The organism is Pseudomonas tehranensis (assembly GCF_014268615.1).
In the GTDB taxonomy this organism is placed as follows: Bacteria; Pseudomonadota; Gammaproteobacteria; order Pseudomonadales; family Pseudomonadaceae; genus Aquipseudomonas; species Aquipseudomonas tehranensis.
In genome coordinates, this window is record NZ_JABWQV010000002.1 from 62,651 (window position 1) to 83,429 (window position 20,779).

18 protein-coding genes are annotated in these 20,779 nt (G+C 60.2%); 6 read left to right on the forward strand and 12 right to left on the reverse strand.

All coding sequences use genetic code 11. From position 1 onward, the window contains the following. Nucleotides 1-3 precede the first annotated feature (3 nt). Both HU811_RS01460 and algB read right to left on the reverse strand, forming a co-directional pair. Nucleotides 4-1,794, reverse strand: a complete 1,791-nt coding sequence (locus HU811_RS01460; RefSeq protein WP_092457946.1) for an ATP-binding protein — start codon at nucleotides 1,792-1,794, stop codon at nucleotides 4-6. 10 nt (nucleotides 1,795-1,804) lie between these two features. Beyond that, complete coding sequence (algB, locus tag HU811_RS01465; RefSeq protein WP_047229793.1) at nucleotides 1,805-3,151, reverse strand: sigma-54-dependent response regulator transcription factor AlgB; 1,347 nt, start codon at nucleotides 3,149-3,151, stop codon at nucleotides 1,805-1,807. 437 nt (nucleotides 3,152-3,588) lie between these two features. Between algB and HU811_RS01470 the strand changes: the two genes are divergently transcribed. The 5 genes from HU811_RS01470 (at nucleotide 3,589) to HU811_RS01490 (ending at nucleotide 8,066) form a co-directional block, all read left to right on the forward strand. Further along, nucleotides 3,589-3,876 carry a hypothetical protein gene (locus tag HU811_RS01470; RefSeq protein ID WP_186653437.1) on the forward strand — a complete coding sequence of 96 codons (288 nt, stop codon included), beginning with the start codon at nucleotides 3,589-3,591 and terminating at the stop codon, nucleotides 3,874-3,876. An 80-nt stretch (nucleotides 3,877-3,956) separates the two neighbouring features. Next, nucleotides 3,957-4,121 (forward strand): DUF1328 domain-containing protein, encoded by a 165-nt coding sequence (locus HU811_RS01475; RefSeq protein WP_003177151.1) that lies wholly within the window; start codon nucleotides 3,957-3,959, stop codon nucleotides 4,119-4,121. Nucleotides 4,122-4,123: 2 nt separating this feature from the next. Continuing rightward, the gene (locus HU811_RS01480; RefSeq protein ID WP_092399693.1) at nucleotides 4,124-4,585 is read left to right on the forward strand and encodes an inhibitor of vertebrate lysozyme family protein; all 462 of its coding nucleotides are present in this window, start codon (nucleotides 4,124-4,126) and stop codon (nucleotides 4,583-4,585) included. Nucleotides 4,586-5,291: 706 nt separating this feature from the next. Continuing rightward, a complete protein-coding gene (gene gltP, locus HU811_RS01485) occupies nucleotides 5,292-6,623 on the forward strand; it encodes a glutamate/aspartate:proton symporter GltP (RefSeq protein WP_186653438.1) in 1,332 nt (443 codons plus the stop codon). A 213-nt stretch (nucleotides 6,624-6,836) separates the two neighbouring features. After that, nucleotides 6,837-8,066, forward strand: a complete 1,230-nt coding sequence (locus tag HU811_RS01490) for a nucleoside recognition domain-containing protein (RefSeq protein WP_186653440.1) — start codon at nucleotides 6,837-6,839, stop codon at nucleotides 8,064-8,066. 43 nt (nucleotides 8,067-8,109) lie between these two features. Here HU811_RS01490 and HU811_RS01495 read toward each other — a convergent pair whose 3' ends face one another. From HU811_RS01495 to HU811_RS01535, 9 genes are all read right to left on the reverse strand, one after another. After that, a complete protein-coding gene (locus HU811_RS01495) occupies nucleotides 8,110-8,745 on the reverse strand; it encodes an ABC-type transport auxiliary lipoprotein family protein (protein ID WP_186653442.1) in 636 nt (211 codons plus the stop codon). Then, nucleotides 8,742-9,680: an MlaD family protein gene (locus HU811_RS01500; protein ID WP_186653443.1), complete on the reverse strand. Its 939-nt coding sequence runs from the start codon at nucleotides 9,678-9,680 to the stop codon at nucleotides 8,742-8,744. The genes HU811_RS01495 and HU811_RS01500 overlap by 4 nt, the downstream gene beginning before the upstream one ends. A gap of 1 nt (nucleotide 9,681) precedes the next feature. Continuing rightward, nucleotides 9,682-10,488, reverse strand: coding sequence for an ABC transporter ATP-binding protein (locus tag HU811_RS01505; RefSeq protein WP_177193361.1), 807 nt, complete (start codon nucleotides 10,486-10,488; stop codon nucleotides 9,682-9,684). Further along, nucleotides 10,482-11,630: an ABC transporter permease gene (locus tag HU811_RS01510; protein WP_047229800.1), complete on the reverse strand. Its 1,149-nt coding sequence runs from the start codon at nucleotides 11,628-11,630 to the stop codon at nucleotides 10,482-10,484. Before HU811_RS01510 ends, HU811_RS01505 begins: the two co-directional genes overlap by 7 nt. A 52-nt stretch (nucleotides 11,631-11,682) precedes the next feature. Beyond that, nucleotides 11,683-12,711: a DUF5924 family protein gene (locus HU811_RS01515; protein WP_186653444.1), complete on the reverse strand. Its 1,029-nt coding sequence runs from the start codon at nucleotides 12,709-12,711 to the stop codon at nucleotides 11,683-11,685. Nucleotides 12,712-12,912: 201 nt separating this feature from the next. Beyond that, nucleotides 12,913-14,295 (reverse strand): M16 family metallopeptidase, encoded by a 1,383-nt coding sequence (locus tag HU811_RS01520; RefSeq protein WP_186653445.1) that lies wholly within the window; start codon nucleotides 14,293-14,295, stop codon nucleotides 12,913-12,915. A gap of 172 nt (nucleotides 14,296-14,467) precedes the next feature. Continuing rightward, nucleotides 14,468-16,126: a Na/Pi cotransporter family protein gene (locus HU811_RS01525; RefSeq protein ID WP_092399709.1), complete on the reverse strand. Its 1,659-nt coding sequence runs from the start codon at nucleotides 16,124-16,126 to the stop codon at nucleotides 14,468-14,470. A gap of 361 nt (nucleotides 16,127-16,487) precedes the next feature. Beyond that, entirely contained in the window at nucleotides 16,488-17,255 is a 768-nt protein-coding gene (locus HU811_RS01530; RefSeq protein WP_092399711.1) for a TerC family protein, read from the reverse strand. Between the two features lie 75 nt (nucleotides 17,256-17,330). Beyond that, complete coding sequence (locus HU811_RS01535) at nucleotides 17,331-18,638, reverse strand: CitMHS family transporter (RefSeq protein ID WP_186653447.1); 1,308 nt, start codon at nucleotides 18,636-18,638, stop codon at nucleotides 17,331-17,333. A 471-nt stretch (nucleotides 18,639-19,109) separates the two neighbouring features. On the opposite strand from HU811_RS01535, the gene HU811_RS01540 reads away from it, so the two are divergent. Beyond that, on the forward strand, nucleotides 19,110-19,769 hold the full coding sequence (locus HU811_RS01540; protein ID WP_186653448.1) for an NAD(P)-dependent oxidoreductase: 660 nt from the start codon (nucleotides 19,110-19,112) through the stop codon (nucleotides 19,767-19,769). Between the two features lie 24 nt (nucleotides 19,770-19,793). Here HU811_RS01540 and HU811_RS01545 read toward each other — a convergent pair whose 3' ends face one another. Further along, entirely contained in the window at nucleotides 19,794-20,744 is a 951-nt protein-coding gene (locus tag HU811_RS01545; protein WP_186653449.1) for a choline sulfate utilization transcriptional regulator, read from the reverse strand. Nucleotides 20,745-20,779: the final 35 nt, after the last annotated feature.

The window sequence follows — 20,779 nt, forward strand, 5'->3', positions numbered from 1 at the left end:
GACTCAGACCGCCAGCGCCATATAGAACTGTGTGCCCTGCCCCGGTCGTGAATAAACGCCCATGCGCCCACCGTGGAGCTGGACGATTTCCTTGCACAGCGCCAGCCCCAGCCCTGCGCCGCCTTTCTTGCGACCGACCTGGACGAAAGGTTCGAAGATCCGTCCCTGCTGGCCGTAGGGAATGCCCTCACCATTGTCCTCGACGCTGATGATCACCCGCTCGCCGTGGCGACGGGCCTGCAGGCGGATCTGACCGTGGTCGCCGGTGTGACGCATGGCATTGTCGATCAGGTTATCCAGCACCCGGTCCAGTTGCGCAGCGTCGGCATGCAGGCGCGGTAAGGGGCCCTGGATGGTCACGAGCAATTGGATGCCCTTGGCCTGGGCTTGTGCGGCAAACCGCAGCCGGGCCGCCTCCAGCAGTTCGTCGATGGAACAAGGTGCCAGCGTCAGCTTTTGCAGGCCGTTCTGGTAGCGGGAGAAGTTCAGCAGGTCATTGATGAGCTGCATCAGGCGCTGCATTTCTTCGTTGACGGTGTTGAGCAGATCAGCTTCGCGCGATTCTTCAGGAAAATGCACGCGCTCCTGCAACAGGCCGAACGCCATGTGCATGCCAGTCACTGGCGTACGCAGCTCGTGGGACGCGCGCAACACGAACTCACTGCGCACTCTTTCGAAAGCGCGTTGTTCGGTGACGTCGTGCAACACCATCACCGCCCCGAGGATGTGACCCTGGGTATGGCTCACGGGGGTGAGGCTATAGGTCAGCAAGCGCGACTCGCCATCCACTTCGATGCTCAAATCCTCCGGCGCCCGCTCCAGCGTTCCACCGCGCAGAACCAGTTGCAGTTCCTCATCCAGCTCCGGGCGTTCCAGCGCCTCGCCCAATCCCTGGCCCAGGCGCTCCTCGTCCCAACCCAATTGACGCTGGGCCACCGGGTTGAGGTGCTCCAGGCGGCCTTGGCGGTCGATCATCAGCAAGCCGTCGTCGATGCTGTCGAGTACCGCTTGCAAGCGTTGCTGGCCGGCGAGCAGCTCATCGACGTTGGTGGCCTGATGCTCGCGCAGCGCCTGGGCCATGATGCCGAAACGACGGGTCAGTAAGTTCAACTCGGCGGCCGAGGAGATCGGCAGCGTCACCTCGAAATTGCCCTGGCCGATATCATCCGCCGCCGCCGCCAACGCCTCAATCGGCGCACCGAAACGCCGGGCAATGCCGTGGGCCGTGATGAAGCCGATGATCAGCACCGCCAGTCCTACCAGCCCCAACAGTCCGGAAATCAGAAAGGCGCGCTCGCGAGCTTTGTTCTGGGTATCGCTAATGTTGTTCAAGGCCCGCCGATACCCGTCAATCAAGCCGGTGCGCAGTACGTTGAATTTTTCGGTGAGATTCTGGATACCGGTGAGTTGGGTCGGTAGCTGGCGGGACGCTGTAAAAGCCTCGAGAAAGCCGATGTAGTCGGCCTTGGCCTGGCGGAAACTGTCTGGCGAATCGTCCAGTACCTGTTCGTGGGCGATGCCCTCGTCGAGCAACTGGAAATATTGCCGTTTGGATTCCTCCAGAGCTGCCAGATCGGGCTTGTCATCCAGCATGATCATCAACTGATCGCCGAGGTTCTGCCGCAGTTTGAGACCCAAGTCGAGCAGGATGAAGTTGTCGCGCACCGATTGTTCCTGGGTATTGGACATCTGTACCACGCTGACCAAGCCAAGCATCAGCCCCAGCAATGCCACGGTAATCAGCGCCGAGATACTCAGAAACAGCCGTGTGCGCAGCTTCATCGCCAGTTTCATAAGATGACGCTCACAGGTTGTATTGCTTGCGTTTGCGATACAGCGTGGAAGCGTCGATACCCAGGGTCTTGGCGGCCTGATCAAGGGTGTCGGCCGTGGCCAGCACCGCGCCAATATGCGCTTTTTCCAGTTCGTCGAGGCTGAGCGCAGCGCCGATTCGCGGGGCATTGTTGACCGGTTGTTCAGCCATGCCCAAGTGGCTGATTTCGACTTTTTCCTGCGCGCAGATGATGCTGGCGCGCTCGACCACGTTGCGCAGCTCCCTGATATTGCCAGGCCAGCGATAGCCTAGTAGCGCTTCGCGAGCCTCGTCGCTGAAGCCACGTGCCGGGCGGGCGTACTCCTTGACGAAGCGGGCCAGGAAGCGATCAGCCAACGTCAGAATGTCTTCGGCCCGTTCGCGCAACGGTGGCAGATGCAGGGTGATGACATTTAGGCGGTACAGCAGGTCTTCGCGAAAGCGCCCGTCGCGCACCATGTCTTCAAGGTTCAGGTTAGTCGCTGCGAGAATCCGCACATCGGCACGCCGGGTCACCGGGTCGCCGACCCGCTCGTATTCTTTGTCCTGAATGAAACGCAGCAACTTGGGCTGCAATGTCAGGGGAAAATCGCCGATTTCGTCGAGAAAAAGCGTACCGCCATCGGCCTGGTTGACCCGTCCCAGCGTGCTTTCACTGGCGCCGGTAAATGCACCTCGACTGTGGCCGAACAGTTCGCTTTCCATCAATTCAGCGGTCAACGATGGGCAGTTGATCGTGACGCAGGACTTCTTCGCGCGTTTGCTCCAGCCATGGATGGCGCGGGCCAGTTCGCCCTTACCGGTGCCGGACTCGCCAAGGATCAGAATGTTGGCGTCAGTGCTGGCGACCTGACGAGCGGTTTCGAGCACGACTTTCATCGCCGGGCTGTGGGAATCGAGACCGTCATTGGGTTTGCGCACTTCCCCTTCCAGGGCTTCCAGTCGCGCTGACAACTGGCGTACTTCCAACTGTTTGGCAGTCGCCAGGCGCAGTTGATCGGGGCTGCACGGCTTGACTAGATAATCGGCGGCGCCGGCCTGGATGGCATCAACGGCGGTGTCGACCGCCGAGTGGGCGGTGACAATCACCACCCGCATCCAGGGTGCCTGGATACGCATTTGCGCCAGGACATCAAGACCGTTGTCTTCTCCCAGGCGCAAGTCCAGAAAGCACAGGTCAAACACCTGCCGCTGCAGCAAGGTGTCGGCCTGGGCGGCGCTGTTGGCGGTGGCGACGCTGTAGCCTTCGTCTTCCAGGCAATAACGGAATGTACGCAGGATGGCGGACTCGTCGTCTACCAGCAGAATGCGGCCTTGATGCTCAGTGGCGGATTCCATTTTTCCTACGCTCCTTTAATGAATGATGTTGGTTAGTGTCAGAAAAATCGGGCAAGTTGCATGGTCGTTTCTGAGGGGATCTTACCCACCGTCAGCGTACATGTGGGTATCTCACTCCTAAAAGATTGATTTGGATCCTTTTTTTGCTCCTGCACCCGCCTCGTACGGTACGGCTTGCTCCTTCCGACATCTAATTCCGACGGGCAATTCAAAAAGATTCTATCGCGCCTGTCCCCACCGTTCGTGCATTACGCACGACGCTTGACGCGGCCATCGTGCAGGATGCGCTTCGGTTGTTGTTTGGCACGTTTATAACTAATTGATTTTAAAGATATTTATATCGATAAACGTTCTGGCATGCCGACTGCAATGATCAGGTCAACGTGGCGTTAAGGCGCCTCAACCAGATCACCACTCGGGGTGGGAGGAATTTCAGGATGAATCGTCAACGTGCTGCTCAGTTTCGAATCTCTGCCTTGCATGTTCAGCAGGGTTTGTGGGCTGTAGTGGCCCTGCTGATCACACTTGCAGCAGGCCAGCAGTTGATGCTTTGGCACCAGAGCCAACAGCCTGAGGCGCCTCTGCTGTCGATTCAGCGCGCCCCGCAAACCCATTTCAGTGCTGTTGGCAGCCTCTCGGATGTTTCCGCCTCGATGCGAATGATGGAAGTCGATCAGGTTCAACCTGCCAACGACATGCCTGGCCAGGAGCGCTGGGTGTTTTAACTCGATGGACCGGTCGTCCACTGCACCGGAACCATCACCGCAAGACCCTCACTAAATAGAAAAGCGTAAGGAGAATCACCATGTTGAGCTGGGCAATTACATTCCTGATCATTGCCATCATCGCCGCGGTACTGGGCTTCGGTGGTATCGCAGGCACCGCCACGGGCATCGCCAAGATTCTCTTTGTCGTGTTCCTGGTGATGTTCATCGCTTCGTTCTTCTTTGGCCGCCGCGGTCGAGGCTGACCATGAACGCATTGAAAGGACTGGTCGCCGCCCTGCTGCTGGGCGGCGGTACCATGGCCATGGCTGCCAATGACGGACAGATGCGGGTCAATCAGGTGCTCAAGGCCGACCCGCAATATCTCGAGACTTGGCAGCAAGTGGTCAAAAAGGAAGAACGTCTACCGGAATGGGTGATGAACCTGTCAGGCGATTCGCAGCAGATGAATGCTGTCGAGGAAGATGGCGACAAATATCTGGTCGGTCCGTTGTGCGAAACCGAGGCGACGTGCCGCAGCAAGCGCTTGTTCGTCGCTTTCAGTTTCGACAAGGACGAGGCTTATGCATTGCTGGTTGAAGTCCCTGCCGGACTTCCGGCCGACAAGTCGCCAACCCGCCATGCCGATTACCGTTTCCTCGGCAATCCCGATGAAGGTATGCAAGAACTGTTAATGGAGCAACTCAAGAAAGATCCAAACTGGTACTGATTCTGAAAAGCGAGAAAAGCACGGTGCTTTTCTCCTCTGCACAGTCCGAAGAGGGCCGATGCATGACCAAGGGGCCGGGACGCTCTGCCCGTCTAAGGGCGCAGTGACCTACGGGCACAAGGGGTGCCTGCGCAAGGGCCGGGTCAGGAAAAAGCGTCCACGCAGGTTCGCACAGTCATGAGGACTGGCGAACTTGCGTGGAGCTTCGTGCCTTGTAAAGTTCATGCCAGAGCGGTTGGCTAGCTTGGTGTCTGCGTCACCCTCCCCGTATCGCTCGCGTTTTTTCAAAGCCGCTCCACTCCTCTGCGCCTGACCGTACATCGGAGATTTATCCGGCCGGTCTGCTTTTTCGACCCTGTTTCATTCCTTTATCCTTTGAGCGCTTTTGGCGACGCGGGACAAAAAGCCCCTGGCGCTGAAATGGCCGGTTCACGGCGCTTTTGCCTGCCGAAATGGCGTATTCGAACTGAGGGAAACCCACGTTTCACTTCATAAGCTTCATGCCGATTCGGCATAGGGTAGGCGTTTACGGCATTAGACGCCCCACCTTCGCATCGCAATAGTTGCGCCTTTTTTCGCCTGCCAGTGCGCCTGTGGCGCGTACTCGGGGTGACCTTATCTGGGGGCAGCGGCACGCATTCGTATCGCCATCGGGTGGTTCAGTTTGTGGCAGTTGCCCGAGTCCAACTGAAGTAAGGGTAAAGATATGAAGAAGGCAAGACTAAGCCTCGCCTGGCAGATCCTCATCGGTCTGGTGCTCGGGATTGCAATTGGCGCGTTGCTCAACCATTTCAGTGCCGAGAAGGCCTGGTGGATCAGCAACGTGCTGCAACCGGCAGGCGATATCTTTATTCGTCTGATCAAGATGATCGTCATCCCGATTGTGATTTCCTCGCTGATCGTCGGTATTGCCGGGGTCGGTGACGCCAAGAAACTCGGGCGTATCGGCCTCAAGACCATCCTCTACTTCGAAATCGTCACCACTATCGCCATTGTCGTCGGCTTGCTGTTGGCCAATTTCTTCCAGCCGGGCAGCGGCATCGACATGAGCACTTTGGGTACGGTGGATATTTCCAAGTACCAGGCCACGGCCGCCGAGGTGCAGCATGAACATGCGCTCATCCAGACCATCCTCAATCTGATCCCGTCGAACATCTTCGCGGCGGTTGCTCGTGGCGAGATGCTACCGATCATTTTCTTCTCCGTATTGTTCGGCCTGGGTCTGTCCAGCCTGCAATCGGAGCTGCGCGACCCCCTGGTGAAGATGTTCCAGGGCGTGTCGGAAAGCATGTTCAAGGTCACCCACATGATCATGCAATACGCCCCGATTGGCGTGTTCGCCCTGATTGCAGTAACGGTTGCCAACTTCGGCTTCGCTTCGCTCTTGCCATTGGCGAAGCTGGTGATCCTGGTTTACGTCGCCATCGCCTTCTTCGCCTTTATGGTGCTGGGTCTGATTGCACGCCTGTTCGGCTTCTCCGTGATCAAACTGATGCGCATCTTCAAGGATGAGCTGGTGCTGGCCTACTCCACCGCCAGCTCTGAAACCGTGTTGCCACGGGTGATCGAGAAGATGGAAGCCTACGGCGCGCCGAAGGCGATTTGCAGTTTCGTGGTGCCGACCGGTTATTCGTTCAACCTCGACGGTTCGACCCTTTACCAGAGCATCGCGGCGATTTTCATCGCCCAGTTGTACGGCATTGATCTGTCCATCAGCCAGCAATTGCTGTTGGTGCTGACCTTGATGGTGACCTCCAAAGGCATCGCCGGTGTACCGGGTGTATCTTTCGTGGTGCTGTTGGCGACCCTCGGCAGTGTCGGTATTCCGCTGGAAGGTCTGGCATTCATTGCCGGTGTCGACCGCATCATGGACATGGCCCGCACCGCGCTGAACGTGATCGGCAATGCCCTGGCCGTGCTGGTCATTTCCCGCTGGGAAGGCATGTACGACGATGCCAAGGGCCAGCGCTACTGGAATTCCCTGCCCCACTGGCGCAGCAAAGAGCCGTTGCCAATGGGAGAAGTTTCCAGTCGCTGACACACATGACCCCTGTGGGAGCTGAGCTGCTCGCGATGGCGTTGGAGCAGTCAGCATGGGTGTTGGCTGACACTCCGCCATCGCGAGCAAGCTCGGCTCCCACAAGGATCTTTGTGATCCCCTGAAGCAACAAACAAACCCCGGAGAAATCCGGGGTTTGTCGTTTCTGCCAGCCCCGCTATCATTCGCGGCATCTTCCGGGGGACTTAACCGATGCTCAATGGCCTGTGGCTTGGCTTCTTTATCGTGGCAGCCGTGTCGGCGCTGGCGCAGTGGCTGATCGGCGGTAACGCCGGGATCTTCGCCGCCATGGTGGAAAGCATTTTCGCCATGGCCAAGCTGTCGGTGGAGGTGATGGTCCTGCTGTTCGGCACCTTGACCCTGTGGCTGGGGTTTCTGCGCATCGCCGAAAAGGCCGGTATTGTCGACTGGCTGGCCAAGGCGCTCGGGCCTTTGTTTTTGCGGCTGATGCCGGAAGTGCCAGCGGGCCATCCGGCGATTGGCCTGATTACCCTCAACTTCGCGGCCAACGGCCTGGGGCTGGATAACGCGGCGACCCCGATCGGCCTGAAGGCCATGCGGGCCCTGCAGGACTTGAACCCCAGCCCGACCATCGCCAGCAATGCACAAATCCTGTTCCTGGTGCTCAACGCCTCATCGCTGACGCTGTTGCCGGTGACTATTTTCATGTATCGCGCCCAGCAAGGGGCGCCGGACCCGACCTTGGTGTTCCTGCCGATCCTGCTCGCCACCAGCGCCTCCACCCTGGTGGGGCTGCTGTCGGTGGCCTTCATGCAGCGCCTGCGCCTGTGGGACCCGGTAGTGCTGGCTTATCTGGTTCCGGGTGCGTTGGTACTGGGCGGTTTCATGGCGCTGCTGGCGACGCTCTCAGCTACGGCGCTGGCCGGGCTGTCTTCGGTCCTCGGCAACCTGACGCTGTTCGGCTTGATCATGATGTTTCTGGTGGTGGGTGCGCTGCGCAAGGTCAAGGTTTATGAAGCCTTCGTTGAGGGCGCCAAGGAGGGCTTTGATGTCGCCAAGACGTTGCTGCCGTACTTGGTGGCCATGTTATGCGCCGTTGGCGTGCTGCGGGCCTCGGGCGCGCTGGACTTCGGTCTGGACGGGATCCGGCACCTGGTGCAGTGGGCCGGCTGGGATACCCGTTTCGTCGACGCCTTGCCGACTGCCATGGTCAAGCCATTCTCCGGCAGCGCCGCCCGAGCGATGTTGATCGAAACCATGCAGACGTCCGGCGTGGACAGCTTCCCCGCGCTGGTGGCCGCGACCATTCAGGGCAGCACCGAGACCACCTTCTATGTGCTGGCGGTGTACTTCGGCGCCGTCGGTATCCAGCGGGCGCGGCATGCGGTGGGCTGCGCGCTGCTGGCCGAGTTCAGCGGAGTCGTGGCGGCGATAGGCGTTTGCTACTGGTTCTTTGGTTGAGCCCAATCCCCTTGCCACAGGCTCGGATGGCCATGCCGGGCCTTTAGGGGTGTGCCGGCAGCGCCAGGCGCTGGCCTTGTTCCACCGTCCAGTTCACAACCTCGGCCGTCAGTCGATCGCTGGCCTGGCCGAAACCTTGCACCACGGCTGGCACTTGCACGTCGCTCAACGGTTGGCGGACTTCAAAACGACGACTGGCAAGGATGCGTTGGTCAAACCCCCGCACCAGCAATGCGTCCAAGCGAATCACCACGCTGGCCTCTGCACCTTGATATTCGGTCTGGAAGGCCTGCAATTGGCCACCCAACTCCAGATCCGTTTGCAGGTTGCTGTCGGCGACACTCAATAGCCCGACACGTCCATCCTGGGCGAAACCATCGAGCAAGCGATTGCGCAGCAACACCGGTGCCGGGTCGCTCCAGCGGGAGGCGGCGTAGCTGCTCAACAGATTGCCGTGGGGAATGACCGCTATTTTAGGGCTGTTGAGCACTTCGCTGGCCTGCGGGCTGGCCAAGCGCAATGACCATTTTGCAGGGGTGCCCGGGGCGACGGGCGCCTGAGTGGCGGGTAAGCGATAGATGTCCGAAGGCTCGGCCTGGGGCAGAATCGAGCAACCGCCAACCAGGACACATCCTGCCAGCAAGAGGATAGGGCGGACGAACCGGTCAAACGGCTTCATGGCGTGAATTCCTTGTTCTTGTCACTGCCCAGCAAATAGCCGCTGGGGTTGGCATCCAGGCGCCGGGAAATACCCCGCAGTGCGCTCAGGGTGTCGCGCAGTTCCCGCACGGCCGGCGACAGGGCATTGAGCCCCTGCATGCCATTGTTCAGCGCGTCGCGATTGTCGTTGAGCAGTTTATCGAGGGTCGCGGTACTGCGGGCCAGCGATTGCATGGCCTGGTCTGCGCTGCTCATGACCCCCTTGCCCTGATCGTTGAGCAGGCCGTTGGCGCTGCGCATCAATGCCGTCGTCTGCTCCAGTGTGGCGCTGGCCTGTTTGCCGACAGCGGCCAGTTGCTGCATGGCCTGGCGAATATCGCCGCGTTGATCGGCGATGACCCCGGTGGTTTGCTCCAAGTGTTCAAGGGTCTTGCCCAGCCGCTGGACATTGTCCGAGGAAAACACCTCGTTGGCGTTATGCAGCAGCAGGTTGATACTGGTCATCAGGTCATCGCTGTTGTTCAGCAGGCGGGCGATGGGCGAGGGCGCTGCGACAATCACTGGCGGCTCGCCCTCGGGCCCGGTCAGTGGCGGGCTGTTGGGGGTGCCGCCACTGAGCTGGATAATCGAGGTGCCGGTGATGCCGGTCAGTGCCAGTTTGGCCTGGGTGTCCTGCTTGACCGGTGTTTCAGCACTCAACCGGACCCGCGCCAGTACCCGGCGCGGGTCGTTGGGGTCCAGGCGCAGATTGACCACGTCCCCGACCTTGATGCCGCTGTACTCCACCGCGCTGCCTCTGGACAAGCCACTGACCGCTTCGTTGAACACCACTTCGTAATCCTTGAACTCGCTGTCCACGCTGGACTTGGCCAGCCACAACCCAAACAGCAGGGCCCCGACCACCACGATCACGGTGAACAGGCCGATCAATACATGATGGGCTCGGGTTTCCATGTCAGACCTCGTTCAATTGTGTCGCGGCCGTCAAGGCCGCGCGGCCGCGAGGGCCGTGGAAGTATTCATGAATCCACGCATCGTCGGTTTCCGACACTTTGTCGATGACGTCGGCCACCAGCACTTTTTTCTGGGCCAGCACCGCCACCCGGTCGGTGATGGTGTAGAGCGTGTCCAGGTCATGGGTGACCAAAAATACGCTCAAGCCCAAGGCGTCGCGAAGCGTCAGGATCAATTGGTCGAACGCTGCCGCGCCGATGGGGTCGAGGCCGGCGGTGGGTTCGTCGAGAAACAGAATGTCCGGGTCCAGGGCCAGCGCCCGGGCCAAGGCTGCACGCTTTATCATGCCGCCGGACAGCGAGGCGGGGTATTTGTCCGCTGCCGATAGCGGCAGCCCGGCCAATGCCAGTTTCACCGCCGCCAGATGCTCGGCATCGGCGCGGCTGAGCCCGGCGTGTTCGATCAGGGGCAGGGCGACATTCTCTGTCACGGTCAGCGAAGAAAACAGCGCGCCTTTTTGAAACAGCACCCCAAAGCGACGTTCCACTCGCGAACGCTGGGCCTGGGGCAGGCTCGGCAGGTCCTGGCCGAACACTCGCACGGTGCCTTCACTGGGCCGGTTCAAGCCGACAATGCTGCGCAATAGCACCGATTTGCCACTACCGGAACCGCCGACCACGGCGAGGATCTCGCCCTTGTAGACGTCCAGGTCGAGGTTTTCGTGCACGCTCTGCCGGCCAAAGCGATTGCACAAGCCACGTACCTGTATCACCGCCTCGGTGGGCGGCCTGGAAGGTCGACTCACCATTGCATCTCCATGAAAAACAGCGCGGCCACTGCGTCGAGCACGATCACCACAAAAATCGACTGCACCACGCTCGAGGTGGTGTGAGCCCCGACAGACTCGGCGCTGCCGCTGACTTTGAAGCCTTCCAGGCATCCCACCGCAGCAATCAGGAAGGCAAAGATCGGCGCCTTGACCATTCCCACTACGAAATGCTGGACGCCGATGTCCGACTGCAACAGCGTCAGGAACATCGCCGGAGAAATATCCAGCGACAGGGCACACACCACACCGCCGCCGACAATGCCCGAGAGCATGGCCACAAAGGTCAGCATCGGCAGCGCCACCAACAGGGCCAGCACTCGCGGCACCACCAGCAACTCGATGGGATCGAGGCCCAGGGTACGAATCGCGTCGATTTCTTCGTTGGCCTTCATCGAGCCGATCTGGGCGGTGAAGGCGCTGGCGGTGCGACCTGCCATGAGAATCGCAGTCAACAACACCCCGAATTCGCGCAGAAACGAGAACGCCACCAGGTCTACGGTGAAAATACTGGCGCCGAAATCGGCCAGCACCGTCGCCCCGAGAAACGCCACCACCGCGCCCACCAGAAAAGTCAGCAGGGCGACGATAGGGGCCGCGTCCAGCCCCGTCTGTTCGATATGAACCACCATCGGGGTAATGCGCCAGCGTTTCGGGCGAAACAGGCCCCGGGCCAGCGTTTCAAGGATCAAGCCGACAAAGCCGAGCAATTGCAGGGTATCTTGCCAGACCTTGTCCACGGCTCGACCGATGCGTGTCAACAACTGGGTCACGACACTCACCGTCGGCTCTTTGACCGGCACGCAGAAGTCGGTCAGCGAGCAATAGACGGTCTGCAACAGTGCCCGATCGGCGGACGACAAAGTGCAGTCGCGGTGCTCGGCGGTCTTGCCCAGCCGCTCGGCGCCCAGCAGTTCCACCAGCAACGAGGCGCCGGCGGTGTCGAGGGCACCCAAGCCATTGAGGTCGATCAGGGTGTTGTCGTCGTACTGGCCGCGCAGCGAGTCGCTCAAACGCTTGAGCTGCGTGTAGTGAGCCAGTGTCCAGTCCCCGCTGATCCATAGCTGCGCCGGGGAGTGAGAGCGATCCAGTCGGGCACTGCCAGCCAGAGTGCCAGGGGTCATAAGCGCCATGCTCGTTCGGCTCGAAAAGTACTAGCTAATAGCACGACCGGCATTATTTTGCCCCAGGCTCGATTGCACCGCTGACCTTGAAGCGCAAGACACCAATCACCTGGCCATTTTCCGTCAACACCCGCACCTGCCATTTACCCGTGGGGTTTTCCGGGAAGTTCTGCTTGTGGGTCCAGGCGCGATAGCCTTCCTTGCGCCCGCCATGAATGTCCAGGGCGATGCGGTCCACTTCTTTGCCGTTGAATTGCCAGACGTGATAAATCCGCTCATCAAGGCCCCGGGGCGCGTTGATAGCGGTGTAGGCATACAGACCGTTGCCGCGGATCTGGTCAGCGCTGACTTCCTTCAGGCTGGCGCCCGGCGTGCGGTCTTCCAGCTGGGTGCTGATTGCCACCTCGGTCATCCACAAGGTTGCCGGCGGCACCCAGGAGCGCAGCACCCACCCGGCGGCGCCGATCCCCACCGTAATGCACAGAATCGCCAGGGCGTTGCGCACGGTGCGGATCGGAAAGATCGAAGCCAGGCTGGGGAACGACAACAGCATGGCAATGCCCAGCGCCAGCTTGAAGCTCTGGTCGGTGGTCAGGTGCAGGATGATGGGCAGCGCGGTGAGCAGGGCGGCAAACAACGTCAGGGTGTGCAGCGCCAGGAACGCCCAGCGCCGGGGCGCCAGCCATTTGTAATACAGCGGATCAATGATCGAGATCAGTGCCGAGGCCGCCAGCAGACCGGTGAAAATCACTTGGCTGCTGTTCCAGGTGGTGGTGATGAAAAAGAACGGCAGGACGAAAAACAGGCTTTCCTGGTGAATCATCTGCGTGGCGTAACGCAACAGCGGCTGCGGGATTTCCCGTTTGAAGATGCGGGTAAAAAGCCGGGTCAGGCTGTTCTCCAGCATCAGCCAGAGCCAGCTCACCAGCATGATGATGGTGATCCAGGTCGCAAGACCCTGCTGGCGGTCCACCAGCATGAAACTGCCGACTCCAGAGATGAAACCACCGAGTGCGATGACCCCTGGATAGCGCTTCATCAATTCGAGAAGGCGCTGGATGTAATGAGTCAGGTTCGGCATTCGGCAGTTCACAGTGAGTCGTAGGAAATATCCCTGACAGAGTATCGCCAGGACATCGATGTGACGAGCGCTCTTGTGGTGAGGCCTGTAGGAGCTGCCGAAGGCTGCGATCTTTTGATCTTTGATCTTTCGCTTGCGATTCAATTGCCAGGGGAAAGATCGCAGCCTCGTTGCACTCGTCAGCTCCTACTCAGCTCCCACTCAGTTCCTACGTCGTCGGCGTACCTGCCATGTCACCAAGCCGAGCAGCAACAACCCCAGCAGACCGCTCACCCCCCAAACCAGCTCATCGTCGCCGAGCAATGGTTTCTCGATACGCAGGTATCCCGGGTCCTTGAGCAGTTCGCGCAGAGCCTGGTTGGCCTGCTCCAGGCTCACCGCCTGAAGGCGCACGGCTGGATTGGTGAAGCGGCCGTCGTCGTAATCGCCAAGGGCACCCCAATAGTAATCGGCCAGTGCGCTGTTGCCTTGAACCGCCCAGGACTGATGGGCGATGGCGGCGCGTTTGATGCGCACGAAACTCTCTGGGTCCAGGCCATCCTTGAGCAACGCGGTGCGCATTTGCTCCAGCGCCTGCTCGGCCTGGGGCAGGTCATCGCGGGCCAGGTCCGCGTTCAGGCTGAAGAAGCCAACGCCGCCAAACACCTCGCGCTCCACCCACGGCCCGTAGGACAGGCTGCGGGCCAGGCGCAGCTGGCGATAGAGCGCCCAGTCCAGATAGTCCTTGAGCAGGTCGAAGGTTTCGTCGTGCTGTTGTTCGAGCACCGGTTCCGGAAACAGCCAATGAAGCTTGGCGCTATTGCCCACCAGGCCACGCGTCAGGTTGCGCTTGGTGACCGCGCTGTAGCGGATCTGCGGTAACGCTGCGTGAGCGCTGGGCTCGACCGGTTCCAGTTCGCCGAAGGTCCGTTCCAGATAGGCCGGTAGCAACCGGTCCAGGTCGCCGACCACGATCAGCGTCATGTTGTTCGGTGCATACCACGCCTTGCGTGCCTGTTCGATCCTGGCAAGGGTGAGGTGCCCGACCTCGGCGCGCTCCGCACAGCGCAATCCCAATTCCACTGCCAGTTGATTGCCTGCCTTGTGGCCCAGGTCCTGATGATCGAGCCAGCGTTGCAGATGGGTGTAGTGGCCGCCATCCTCGCGTTCCACGACACGTTTGGCCGCCTGCAGGGCGTTGTCGTCGATGCGGGTGCGGGTCAGCAGTGCTATCAACAGGTCCAGGACCTTGCGTTGATTGCGCGCCGGTGCCTCGATGACGAACGTCGTGTCGGCGTTGCTCGTGAAGGCATTCCACTCGCCGCCCAGCGCCTGCATGCGCTCTTCCAGCCCGCCTTCGCCGCCAGCATCGACACCGCTGAACAGCAAATGCTCAAGCAGGTGGGGCAGTTCCTTGTCGGCGCAGCTGAAGTCGTCCAGCCCCACGCCCACCACCAGCCGGATCGCCACATGCCCGCGCTCGCTGCCCGGCTTGAGCAGCAGTTGCATACCGTTGGGCAGCACATACCCCTCGACCTGGAATCGATCCAGCGCGACCACCGGCAGTGAACCGAGCAAAAGAACGGCGAGCAACAGACAACGCATAGCGAGCTTCCTGGCGGCTGATTGGAGGTCCATGTGCCGGGCAGGCCGTCATCGCAGGCAACTTCGCGCCCCACCTCGAACCCAATGGATTTCCATGGCGACGTGGGGCCGGCTTGCGTGCGAATGGTTTAAGCCCAGGCCAATCTTACTGACTGAGCAATGCGCCAGTCGTTCAAGGCGAATGGGTGACGTCGGAAATTTCATCAGCCGCGAGCGCACCGGTCTCGGAAGTCCCCAGCACCACGTAGGCGCTGCCGCAGAACAGCGAGTTGAGGCGTTTCATGTCGGCGATCAGTTCAAGGTGCAGGGAACTGGTCTCGATGCTTTGTACGATTTTTCGCTGTAGACGGCTGACGTGTGCGTGGGCCAGTCGTCTTTCCTGCGCTCGAAAGCGACGTTTCTCACGCAACAGCTGACGGGCGCTCTCCGGGTCGGCACTGAGGAACACCGACAATCCCAGCCGCAGATTGGCGATCAACTGGCTGTGCAGCGTCGCCAACTCTTCCAGGCCAACCTCGGAAAAGGACCGACGTTGCGCGGTTTTCTGTTGCTGGACCTTGCGCAACATGCGTTCGATGAGGTCGCTGGCCAGCTTCAGGTTGATCGCCAGCTCAATGATTTCCGCCCATCGGCGGCTGTCCTGTTCGCTGAGGTCCTCACGGGGCATTTGGGCCATATACAGCTTGATGGCGCTGCACAGGGCCTCGACGTCATCGCTCATGCTCCGTACTTGTTGGGTGACTGCGGTCTGCCCACCGCGCAGTACGTCGAGCATGGCTTCGAGCATGGTTTCGATCAGGTCGCCGATGCGCAGGGTTTCCCGGGCGGCGTTCGCCAGGGCCAGGCTCGGCGTGGCGAGGGCGGTGAGGTCCAGGTGGCGGGGCTTGGCCGTGCCGTTGGTGTCAGGACGCTCCGGCAGCAGCCACGCACACAGCCTGGCCATCGGCCCGACGCTGGGCAGCAGCACCAGGCAGCGCACGGTGTTGTAGAGCAGGTGAAATCCGATCACCGTTTCCTGGTGGCTGAAATCCAGGCCGTCCAGCCAGCCCACCAGCGGATCGAGCACGGGAATGATCAACAACAGGCCGATCAGCTTGTACAGCAGGCTGCCCAGCGCCACCTGGCGGCCGGCGGCGTTCTGCATGCTGGTGCTGAGAAAGGCCAGCACGCCGCTGCCGATGTTGGCGCCGATCACCAGGCCGATGGCCACCGGCAGACTGATCACCGCGGCGCCGGCCAGTGTCGCGGTCAGCAGCACGGCGGCGAGGCTGGAATAGGAGATCATCGCGAACAGCGCACCCACCAGCGCATCGAGCAGGATGTCGCCGGTCAGCGAGGCAAAGATAACTTTCACACCCTGGGCCTGGGTGATGGGCGCGGCGGCTTCGACAATCAATTGCAGCGCCAGGATGATCAAGCCCAAGCCGATGCCGACCCGGCCCATTTGCCCCAGGCGGGTCTGTTTGCGCGACAGGAAAAAGATCACCCCGAGGAAAATCAGCAGCGGCGATAACCAGGACAGGTCCAGAGTCAGTACCCGCGCCATCAGGGCCGTGCCGACATCGGCGCCGAGCATGGTCGCCAGGGCAGGGGTCAGTGCCATCAGGCCCTGGCCGACGAACGAAGTGACGAGCATGGCCGTGGCATTGCTGCTCTGGACCATGGCGGTGACCATGATGCCTGCGACGAACGCCAGCCAGCGCCTGGACATGTTCTGGCCAATGACATGGCGCAGGTTGGTGCCATAGACCCGCAGAATGCCGGTACGGACGATGTGTGTGCCCCAGATCAGCAGGGCCACGGCGGAGAGCAAGTTCAGCAGGGTCAGCATGAGAAGCCCCCTGTTAGCGTCCCAAAGGGACCAATTGACGGTGCCACATTTTTTTTCGTTGTACTTAAGCTGTAGTTGGCCAACGGTTCGAGCGCCAGCATTGCATAGCTAAAGAATCGATTGAAACAAAACTGTCATAAAAAATACCCCGACGAACTTGAAGACTCCTATATCGATCAGGCAAACGCGGACCTGTGGGAGCGGGCTCGCTCGCGAATGCATTCTGTCAGGCGACACAGGATTGACTGCTCTGGCCTCTTCGCGAGCAAGCCCGCTCCCACAGGTCATGCACCAGGCCACTTTCATACCGGCATGAAAAAAGGGGCTCCAATGAGCCCCTTCGTTCAAATGCCCAACGTCATTACTGACCCGGCATATCCTTGCGCAGTTTCACCGGATCTTGCTGTTTGCGCTTGCGCGCCATGGCGGTGCGCATCTTGATGTTGAACGCTTCGACCGCGAGGGAGAAGGCCATGGCGAAGTAGACGTAGCCTTTTGGTACGTGCACGTCGAACGATTCGGCGATCAGCACGGTGCCCACCACCAGCAGGAACGACAACGCCAGCATCTTCAGCGATGGGTGCTTGTCGATGAACTCACTGATGGTGCCCGCTGCCAGCATCATCACCAGCACCGCCACGACGATTGCCGCGACCATCACGGGTACATGGGAGACCATGCCCACGGCGGTGATGACCGAGTCCAGGGAGAACACGATGTCGATGATCGCGATCTGGACGATGGTGTAGATGAAGTTGCCGCCCTTGCCCGTAGGCGTCTCGCCGGTTTCGTCTTCGCCTTCCAGCGCGTGGTACATCTCCTGGGAGCTTTTCCACAGCAGGAACAGGCCACCGAAGAACAGGATCAGGTCCCGCCCGGAAATGCCCTGGCCGAACACTTCGAACAGGTCGGCGGTCAGGCGCATGACCCAGGTAATGGACAGCAGCAACAGGATCCGCGTGATCATGGCCAGGGCCAGACCGAAGATCCGGGTGCGTGCCTGCATATGCTTGGGCATGCGGCTGACCAGGATCGAGATCATGATGATGTTATCGATGCCCAGGACAATTTCCAGGGCGGTCAGGGTAAAGAAGGCAACCCAGATTTCCGGGTTGGTCAGCCATTCCATGTGAGTTCCTTTAGCGAGTGTTGGGCCGCGCCGCACCTTCGATGATCGAAAGGGCCGACGCAGCGGGCATTGCTTTTATAGAGTGCTGAACAGCGGAAAAATCCCCATCAGCAAGGCGGCAAACATTATGCACAGGCAAACCAATACTGCCCACTTCAAGGTGAAACGTTGATGGTCACCAAACTCGATCCCGGCCAGGGCCACCAGCAGGTAAGTCGACGGAACCAGCGGGCTGAGCAAGTGGACGGGCTGACCAACGATCGAAGCGCGGGCCATTTCAACGGCCGTGATGCCGTAATGACTGGCCGCTTCGGCCATGACCGGTAACACCCCATAATAAAATGCATCGTTCGACATGAAGAAGGTGAACGGCATGCTCACCAACGCGGTGATCACCGCCAGGTAAGGGCCGAGGAAGTCAGGGATCACCGCCAGCAGGCTCTTGGACATGGCGTCGACCATGCCGGTGCCGGACAGGATACCGGTGAAGATACCCGCCGCGAAAATCAAGCCGACCACCGCCAGTACGCTACCGGCATGCGCTGCAACACGGTCTTTCTGCTGCTGCAGGCAAGGGTAGTTGACGATCATCGCGATACTGAACGCCACCATGAACAGCACAGGCAGCGGCAACAGGCCAGCGATCAGGGTGCACATCAGCGCCAGGGTCAACGCACCGTTGAACCAGATCAGCTTCGGACGACGGGCGTCCGGGAATTGGGAAACGCTGATTTCGCTGTGGTCGATGTCATCACCGGCCAGGTGCAATTCACCCAGACGGGCACGCTCGCGTTTACCGTACATATAGGAAATCGCCAGGATCGCCGCAACACCGGCCAGCATCGCAGGAATCATCGGCACGAAAATGTCGGACGGATCGACATGCAGCGCACTGGCCGCACGGGCAGTCGGGCCGCCCCAGGGCGTCATGTTCATCACGCCACCGGCAAGAATGATCAAGCCGGCCATGATCCGTGGGCTCATGCCGATGCGGCTGTAGAGCGGCAGCATGGCGGCCACGCAGATCATATAAGTGGTCGCGCCGTCACCATCAAGGGAAACGACGAGCGCCAGAACGGCGGTGCCGACCGAAACTTTCAACGGGTCGCCCTTGACCAGCTTGAGGATCTTGCGCACGGCCGGGTCGAACAGGCCGGAGTCGATCATCAGGGCAAAATAAAGAATTGCGAACATCAGCATCACCCCGGTCGGGGCAAGCTTGGTGATGCCTTCGAGCATCATCGGACCGATCTTGGGAGCAAAGCCACCGAACAGGGCGAACAGGATCGGGATGATGATCAGGGCAATCAGCGCGGACAGGCGCTTGGTCATGATCAGGAACATGAACGTGATGACCATGGCAAAGCCAAGGAAAGTCAGCATAGGAAATACTCCAGGCGTGGCGCGACGGGCAAAGGCGAACCGGACAGGTCAGCGCAGGATGCAGAGCACGGGACGGACGGAGGGAGTTGACGCGACGGGACGGGTAGCAGCGGACATCAGAATCACCATTGTTGTTGTTAAAAGGGCCTGGCGAGCATTCGAAACTCGCTTCTGGCCGACCGGTCTGTTGCCGGTAGTGGGGCGATCCTAATCGCGCAAGCTTTCAACTACCTTTCGTTGCAGGCAATGGTGTTTTTGTATGGGAGCAAGGCTTTGCTCCCATACACAATCTGTGCTCCACCGATAAGTCAAAACACCGAAGGATCCAACGGCGCGCCGCGCCCATCCAGATCGCATGGTCGCGGTAGCCCTTGATCCGATGCATGTGCCGCTCCTCGAAAACTGGCCGAACCGAGGCCGTCTCCCGCGGGTCAGAGCCTTTACACGCAGGACAAAAAAGGAAAAACAGCCATGAAAAATGCCGAAACCCCGGTCACCAAAGTGGTGCTCTATGGCGCCATGAGTAGCCTCGGCGGGGCGTTGATGGCTGAAATGCTGCGGCGCCAGCACGAAGTCATCGCTGTTCTCGACGACCTTACGGCCTTGGCGCCGCGCCCCGGCCTGCGGACCAAGACCGGTGACCTCTACGATCCCCAGCGGGTCAAGCAAAGCGTTGCCGGCGCCAATGCCGTGGTGTGTCTGTTGAACGCCCCGGGGTTGCCGATGAACAGCGAGCACGTGGAGCGCACACTTATTCCTGGTCCCGTGGAGCAGGTGTTGGCCGTGGATGCGTTGATCGCCGGGATGGAGGCGGCGAGTGTTTCCCGGCTGTTTCTGGTGGGGGATTTCGCCGTCCTCGACGAGGAGCAGGCGGACGACGTATTGCAGCGCCATGCCGCCGAAGAGGTCCTCGACGCCCTGAACAACAGCACGTTGCAATGGACCCTGATTAACTCACCCTACGCAACGCCCGGCTTGAGCATCGAGCACTTCAGCCAGGTCAGCACGAGCCTGGAACCCGGCATGGCCGAATCACTGGAGCGGCTTGGTCGTGTTGCCGTAGGCATTGCCGATGAGCTGCGCTTGAATCTGCATGTGGGCCAGCATGTCAGTTTTGTCGCCGCCCTGTAGGCGCTGCCGAGGGCTGCGATCTGTTCAAACCGCAATGGAAGGTAATGCCAAACCCGTTAGCGATTCGGCGCTGTTGGCCTGCTCCTCCATCAACCAGTCCACAAACTGCCTGATCAGCACCCCGCGCCGTTTACGCTGGGGCAAGACCACGTAATACCCTGATCGTGACAGGACCGTTTCAGCGAGCGGTCGGCACAGAAGCCCTTGGGCCAATAAGTTATCCACAAGGTATCGCCAGCCGATGGCAACGCCCTGACCGCCAATCGCCGCCTGGATCAACAAGGTGTAGTTGTCGAAGCGCAATTGCCCGGGCGCCGGGGGCGAGGTAATGCCCAGTTCACGGAAAACGCCACTCCAGTCGAACCAGTGGCTACTGTTTTCCCCGCGCAAATGCAGCAGCGGGAATTCCGACAAGGCTTGAGCCGACAAGGGCAGGGCGCGTTCTTTGAGCAACAGCGGGCTACACACCGGAAAGACTTCTTCGCTGAAAAGCCAGCGACTTTCGCCTTGTTTGAAGCGACCGTCGCCAAACAGCACCGCAACGTCGATATCCGTGCGCAGCATGTTGTGGTTGCGTTCGCTGGTCACCAGGCTGACGTCCACCTGCGGGTTGGCCGCGTGAAACCGATGCAAGCGGGGCATCAGCCAATAGGCGGCAAAGGCGAAGTCCGTGGCGACTTGCAGGACTTCATGCTGGTCTTGGGCGGTGATTGCGCTCAATCCTGCGTCGATATTCTGCAAACCCGCCTGCACCTGCTCGAACAGGATTGTCCCGGCCTCGGTCAGTTCGATGCCGCGGTAGATGCGATCGAACAACCGCGTACCCAGTTGTTCTTCCAGGCGCTTGATCTGTTGGCTGATGGCCGGTTGCGTGGTGCCCAGCTCGATCGCCGCCGCCGTGAAACTGCGGTGGCGGGCTGCGGCTTCAAAGGCGCGGAACAGATCCAGGGACAGGTTGCCCAAGGCTTCATACATAAGCTGTGCTTATCCTAGTCATTGCCTTACATGGG

Excerpts from the sequence above, each read along its gene's own strand:
- HU811_RS01535 (WP_186653447.1), bottom strand. The coding sequence starts at position 18,638 with ATGCTGACTTTCCTTGGCTTTGCCATGGTCATCACGTTCATGTTCCTG.
- HU811_RS01505 (WP_177193361.1), bottom strand. The coding sequence starts at position 10,488 with ATGGTGAGTCGACCTTCCAGGCCGCCCACCGAGGCGGTGATACAGGTA.
- HU811_RS01530 (WP_092399711.1), bottom strand. The coding sequence starts at position 17,255 with ATGGAATGGCTGACCAACCCGGAAATCTGGGTTGCCTTCTTTACCCTG.
- algB (WP_047229793.1), bottom strand. The coding sequence starts at position 3,151 with ATGGAATCCGCCACTGAGCATCAAGGCCGCATTCTGCTGGTAGACGAC.
- HU811_RS01490 (WP_186653440.1), top strand. The coding sequence starts at position 6,837 with ATGCTCAATGGCCTGTGGCTTGGCTTCTTTATCGTGGCAGCCGTGTCG.
- HU811_RS01475 (WP_003177151.1), top strand. The coding sequence starts at position 3,957 with ATGTTGAGCTGGGCAATTACATTCCTGATCATTGCCATCATCGCCGCG.
- HU811_RS01480 (WP_092399693.1), top strand. The coding sequence starts at position 4,124 with ATGAACGCATTGAAAGGACTGGTCGCCGCCCTGCTGCTGGGCGGCGGT.
- HU811_RS01520 (WP_186653445.1), bottom strand. The coding sequence starts at position 14,295 with ATGCGTTGTCTGTTGCTCGCCGTTCTTTTGCTCGGTTCACTGCCGGTG.
- HU811_RS01545 (WP_186653449.1), bottom strand. The coding sequence starts at position 20,744 with ATGTATGAAGCCTTGGGCAACCTGTCCCTGGATCTGTTCCGCGCCTTT.
- HU811_RS01540 (WP_186653448.1), top strand. The coding sequence starts at position 19,110 with ATGAAAAATGCCGAAACCCCGGTCACCAAAGTGGTGCTCTATGGCGCC.
- HU811_RS01460 (WP_092457946.1), bottom strand. The coding sequence starts at position 1,794 with ATGAAACTGGCGATGAAGCTGCGCACACGGCTGTTTCTGAGTATCTCG.
- HU811_RS01525 (WP_092399709.1), bottom strand. The coding sequence starts at position 16,126 with ATGCTGACCCTGCTGAACTTGCTCTCCGCCGTGGCCCTGCTGATCTGG.
- HU811_RS01495 (WP_186653442.1), bottom strand. The coding sequence starts at position 8,745 with ATGAAGCCGTTTGACCGGTTCGTCCGCCCTATCCTCTTGCTGGCAGGA.
- HU811_RS01470 (WP_186653437.1), top strand. The coding sequence starts at position 3,589 with ATGAATCGTCAACGTGCTGCTCAGTTTCGAATCTCTGCCTTGCATGTT.
- HU811_RS01510 (WP_047229800.1), bottom strand. The coding sequence starts at position 11,630 with ATGACCCCTGGCACTCTGGCTGGCAGTGCCCGACTGGATCGCTCTCAC.
- HU811_RS01515 (WP_186653444.1), bottom strand. The coding sequence starts at position 12,711 with ATGCCGAACCTGACTCATTACATCCAGCGCCTTCTCGAATTGATGAAG.
- gltP (WP_186653438.1), top strand. The coding sequence starts at position 5,292 with ATGAAGAAGGCAAGACTAAGCCTCGCCTGGCAGATCCTCATCGGTCTG.
- HU811_RS01500 (WP_186653443.1), bottom strand. The coding sequence starts at position 9,680 with ATGGAAACCCGAGCCCATCATGTATTGATCGGCCTGTTCACCGTGATC.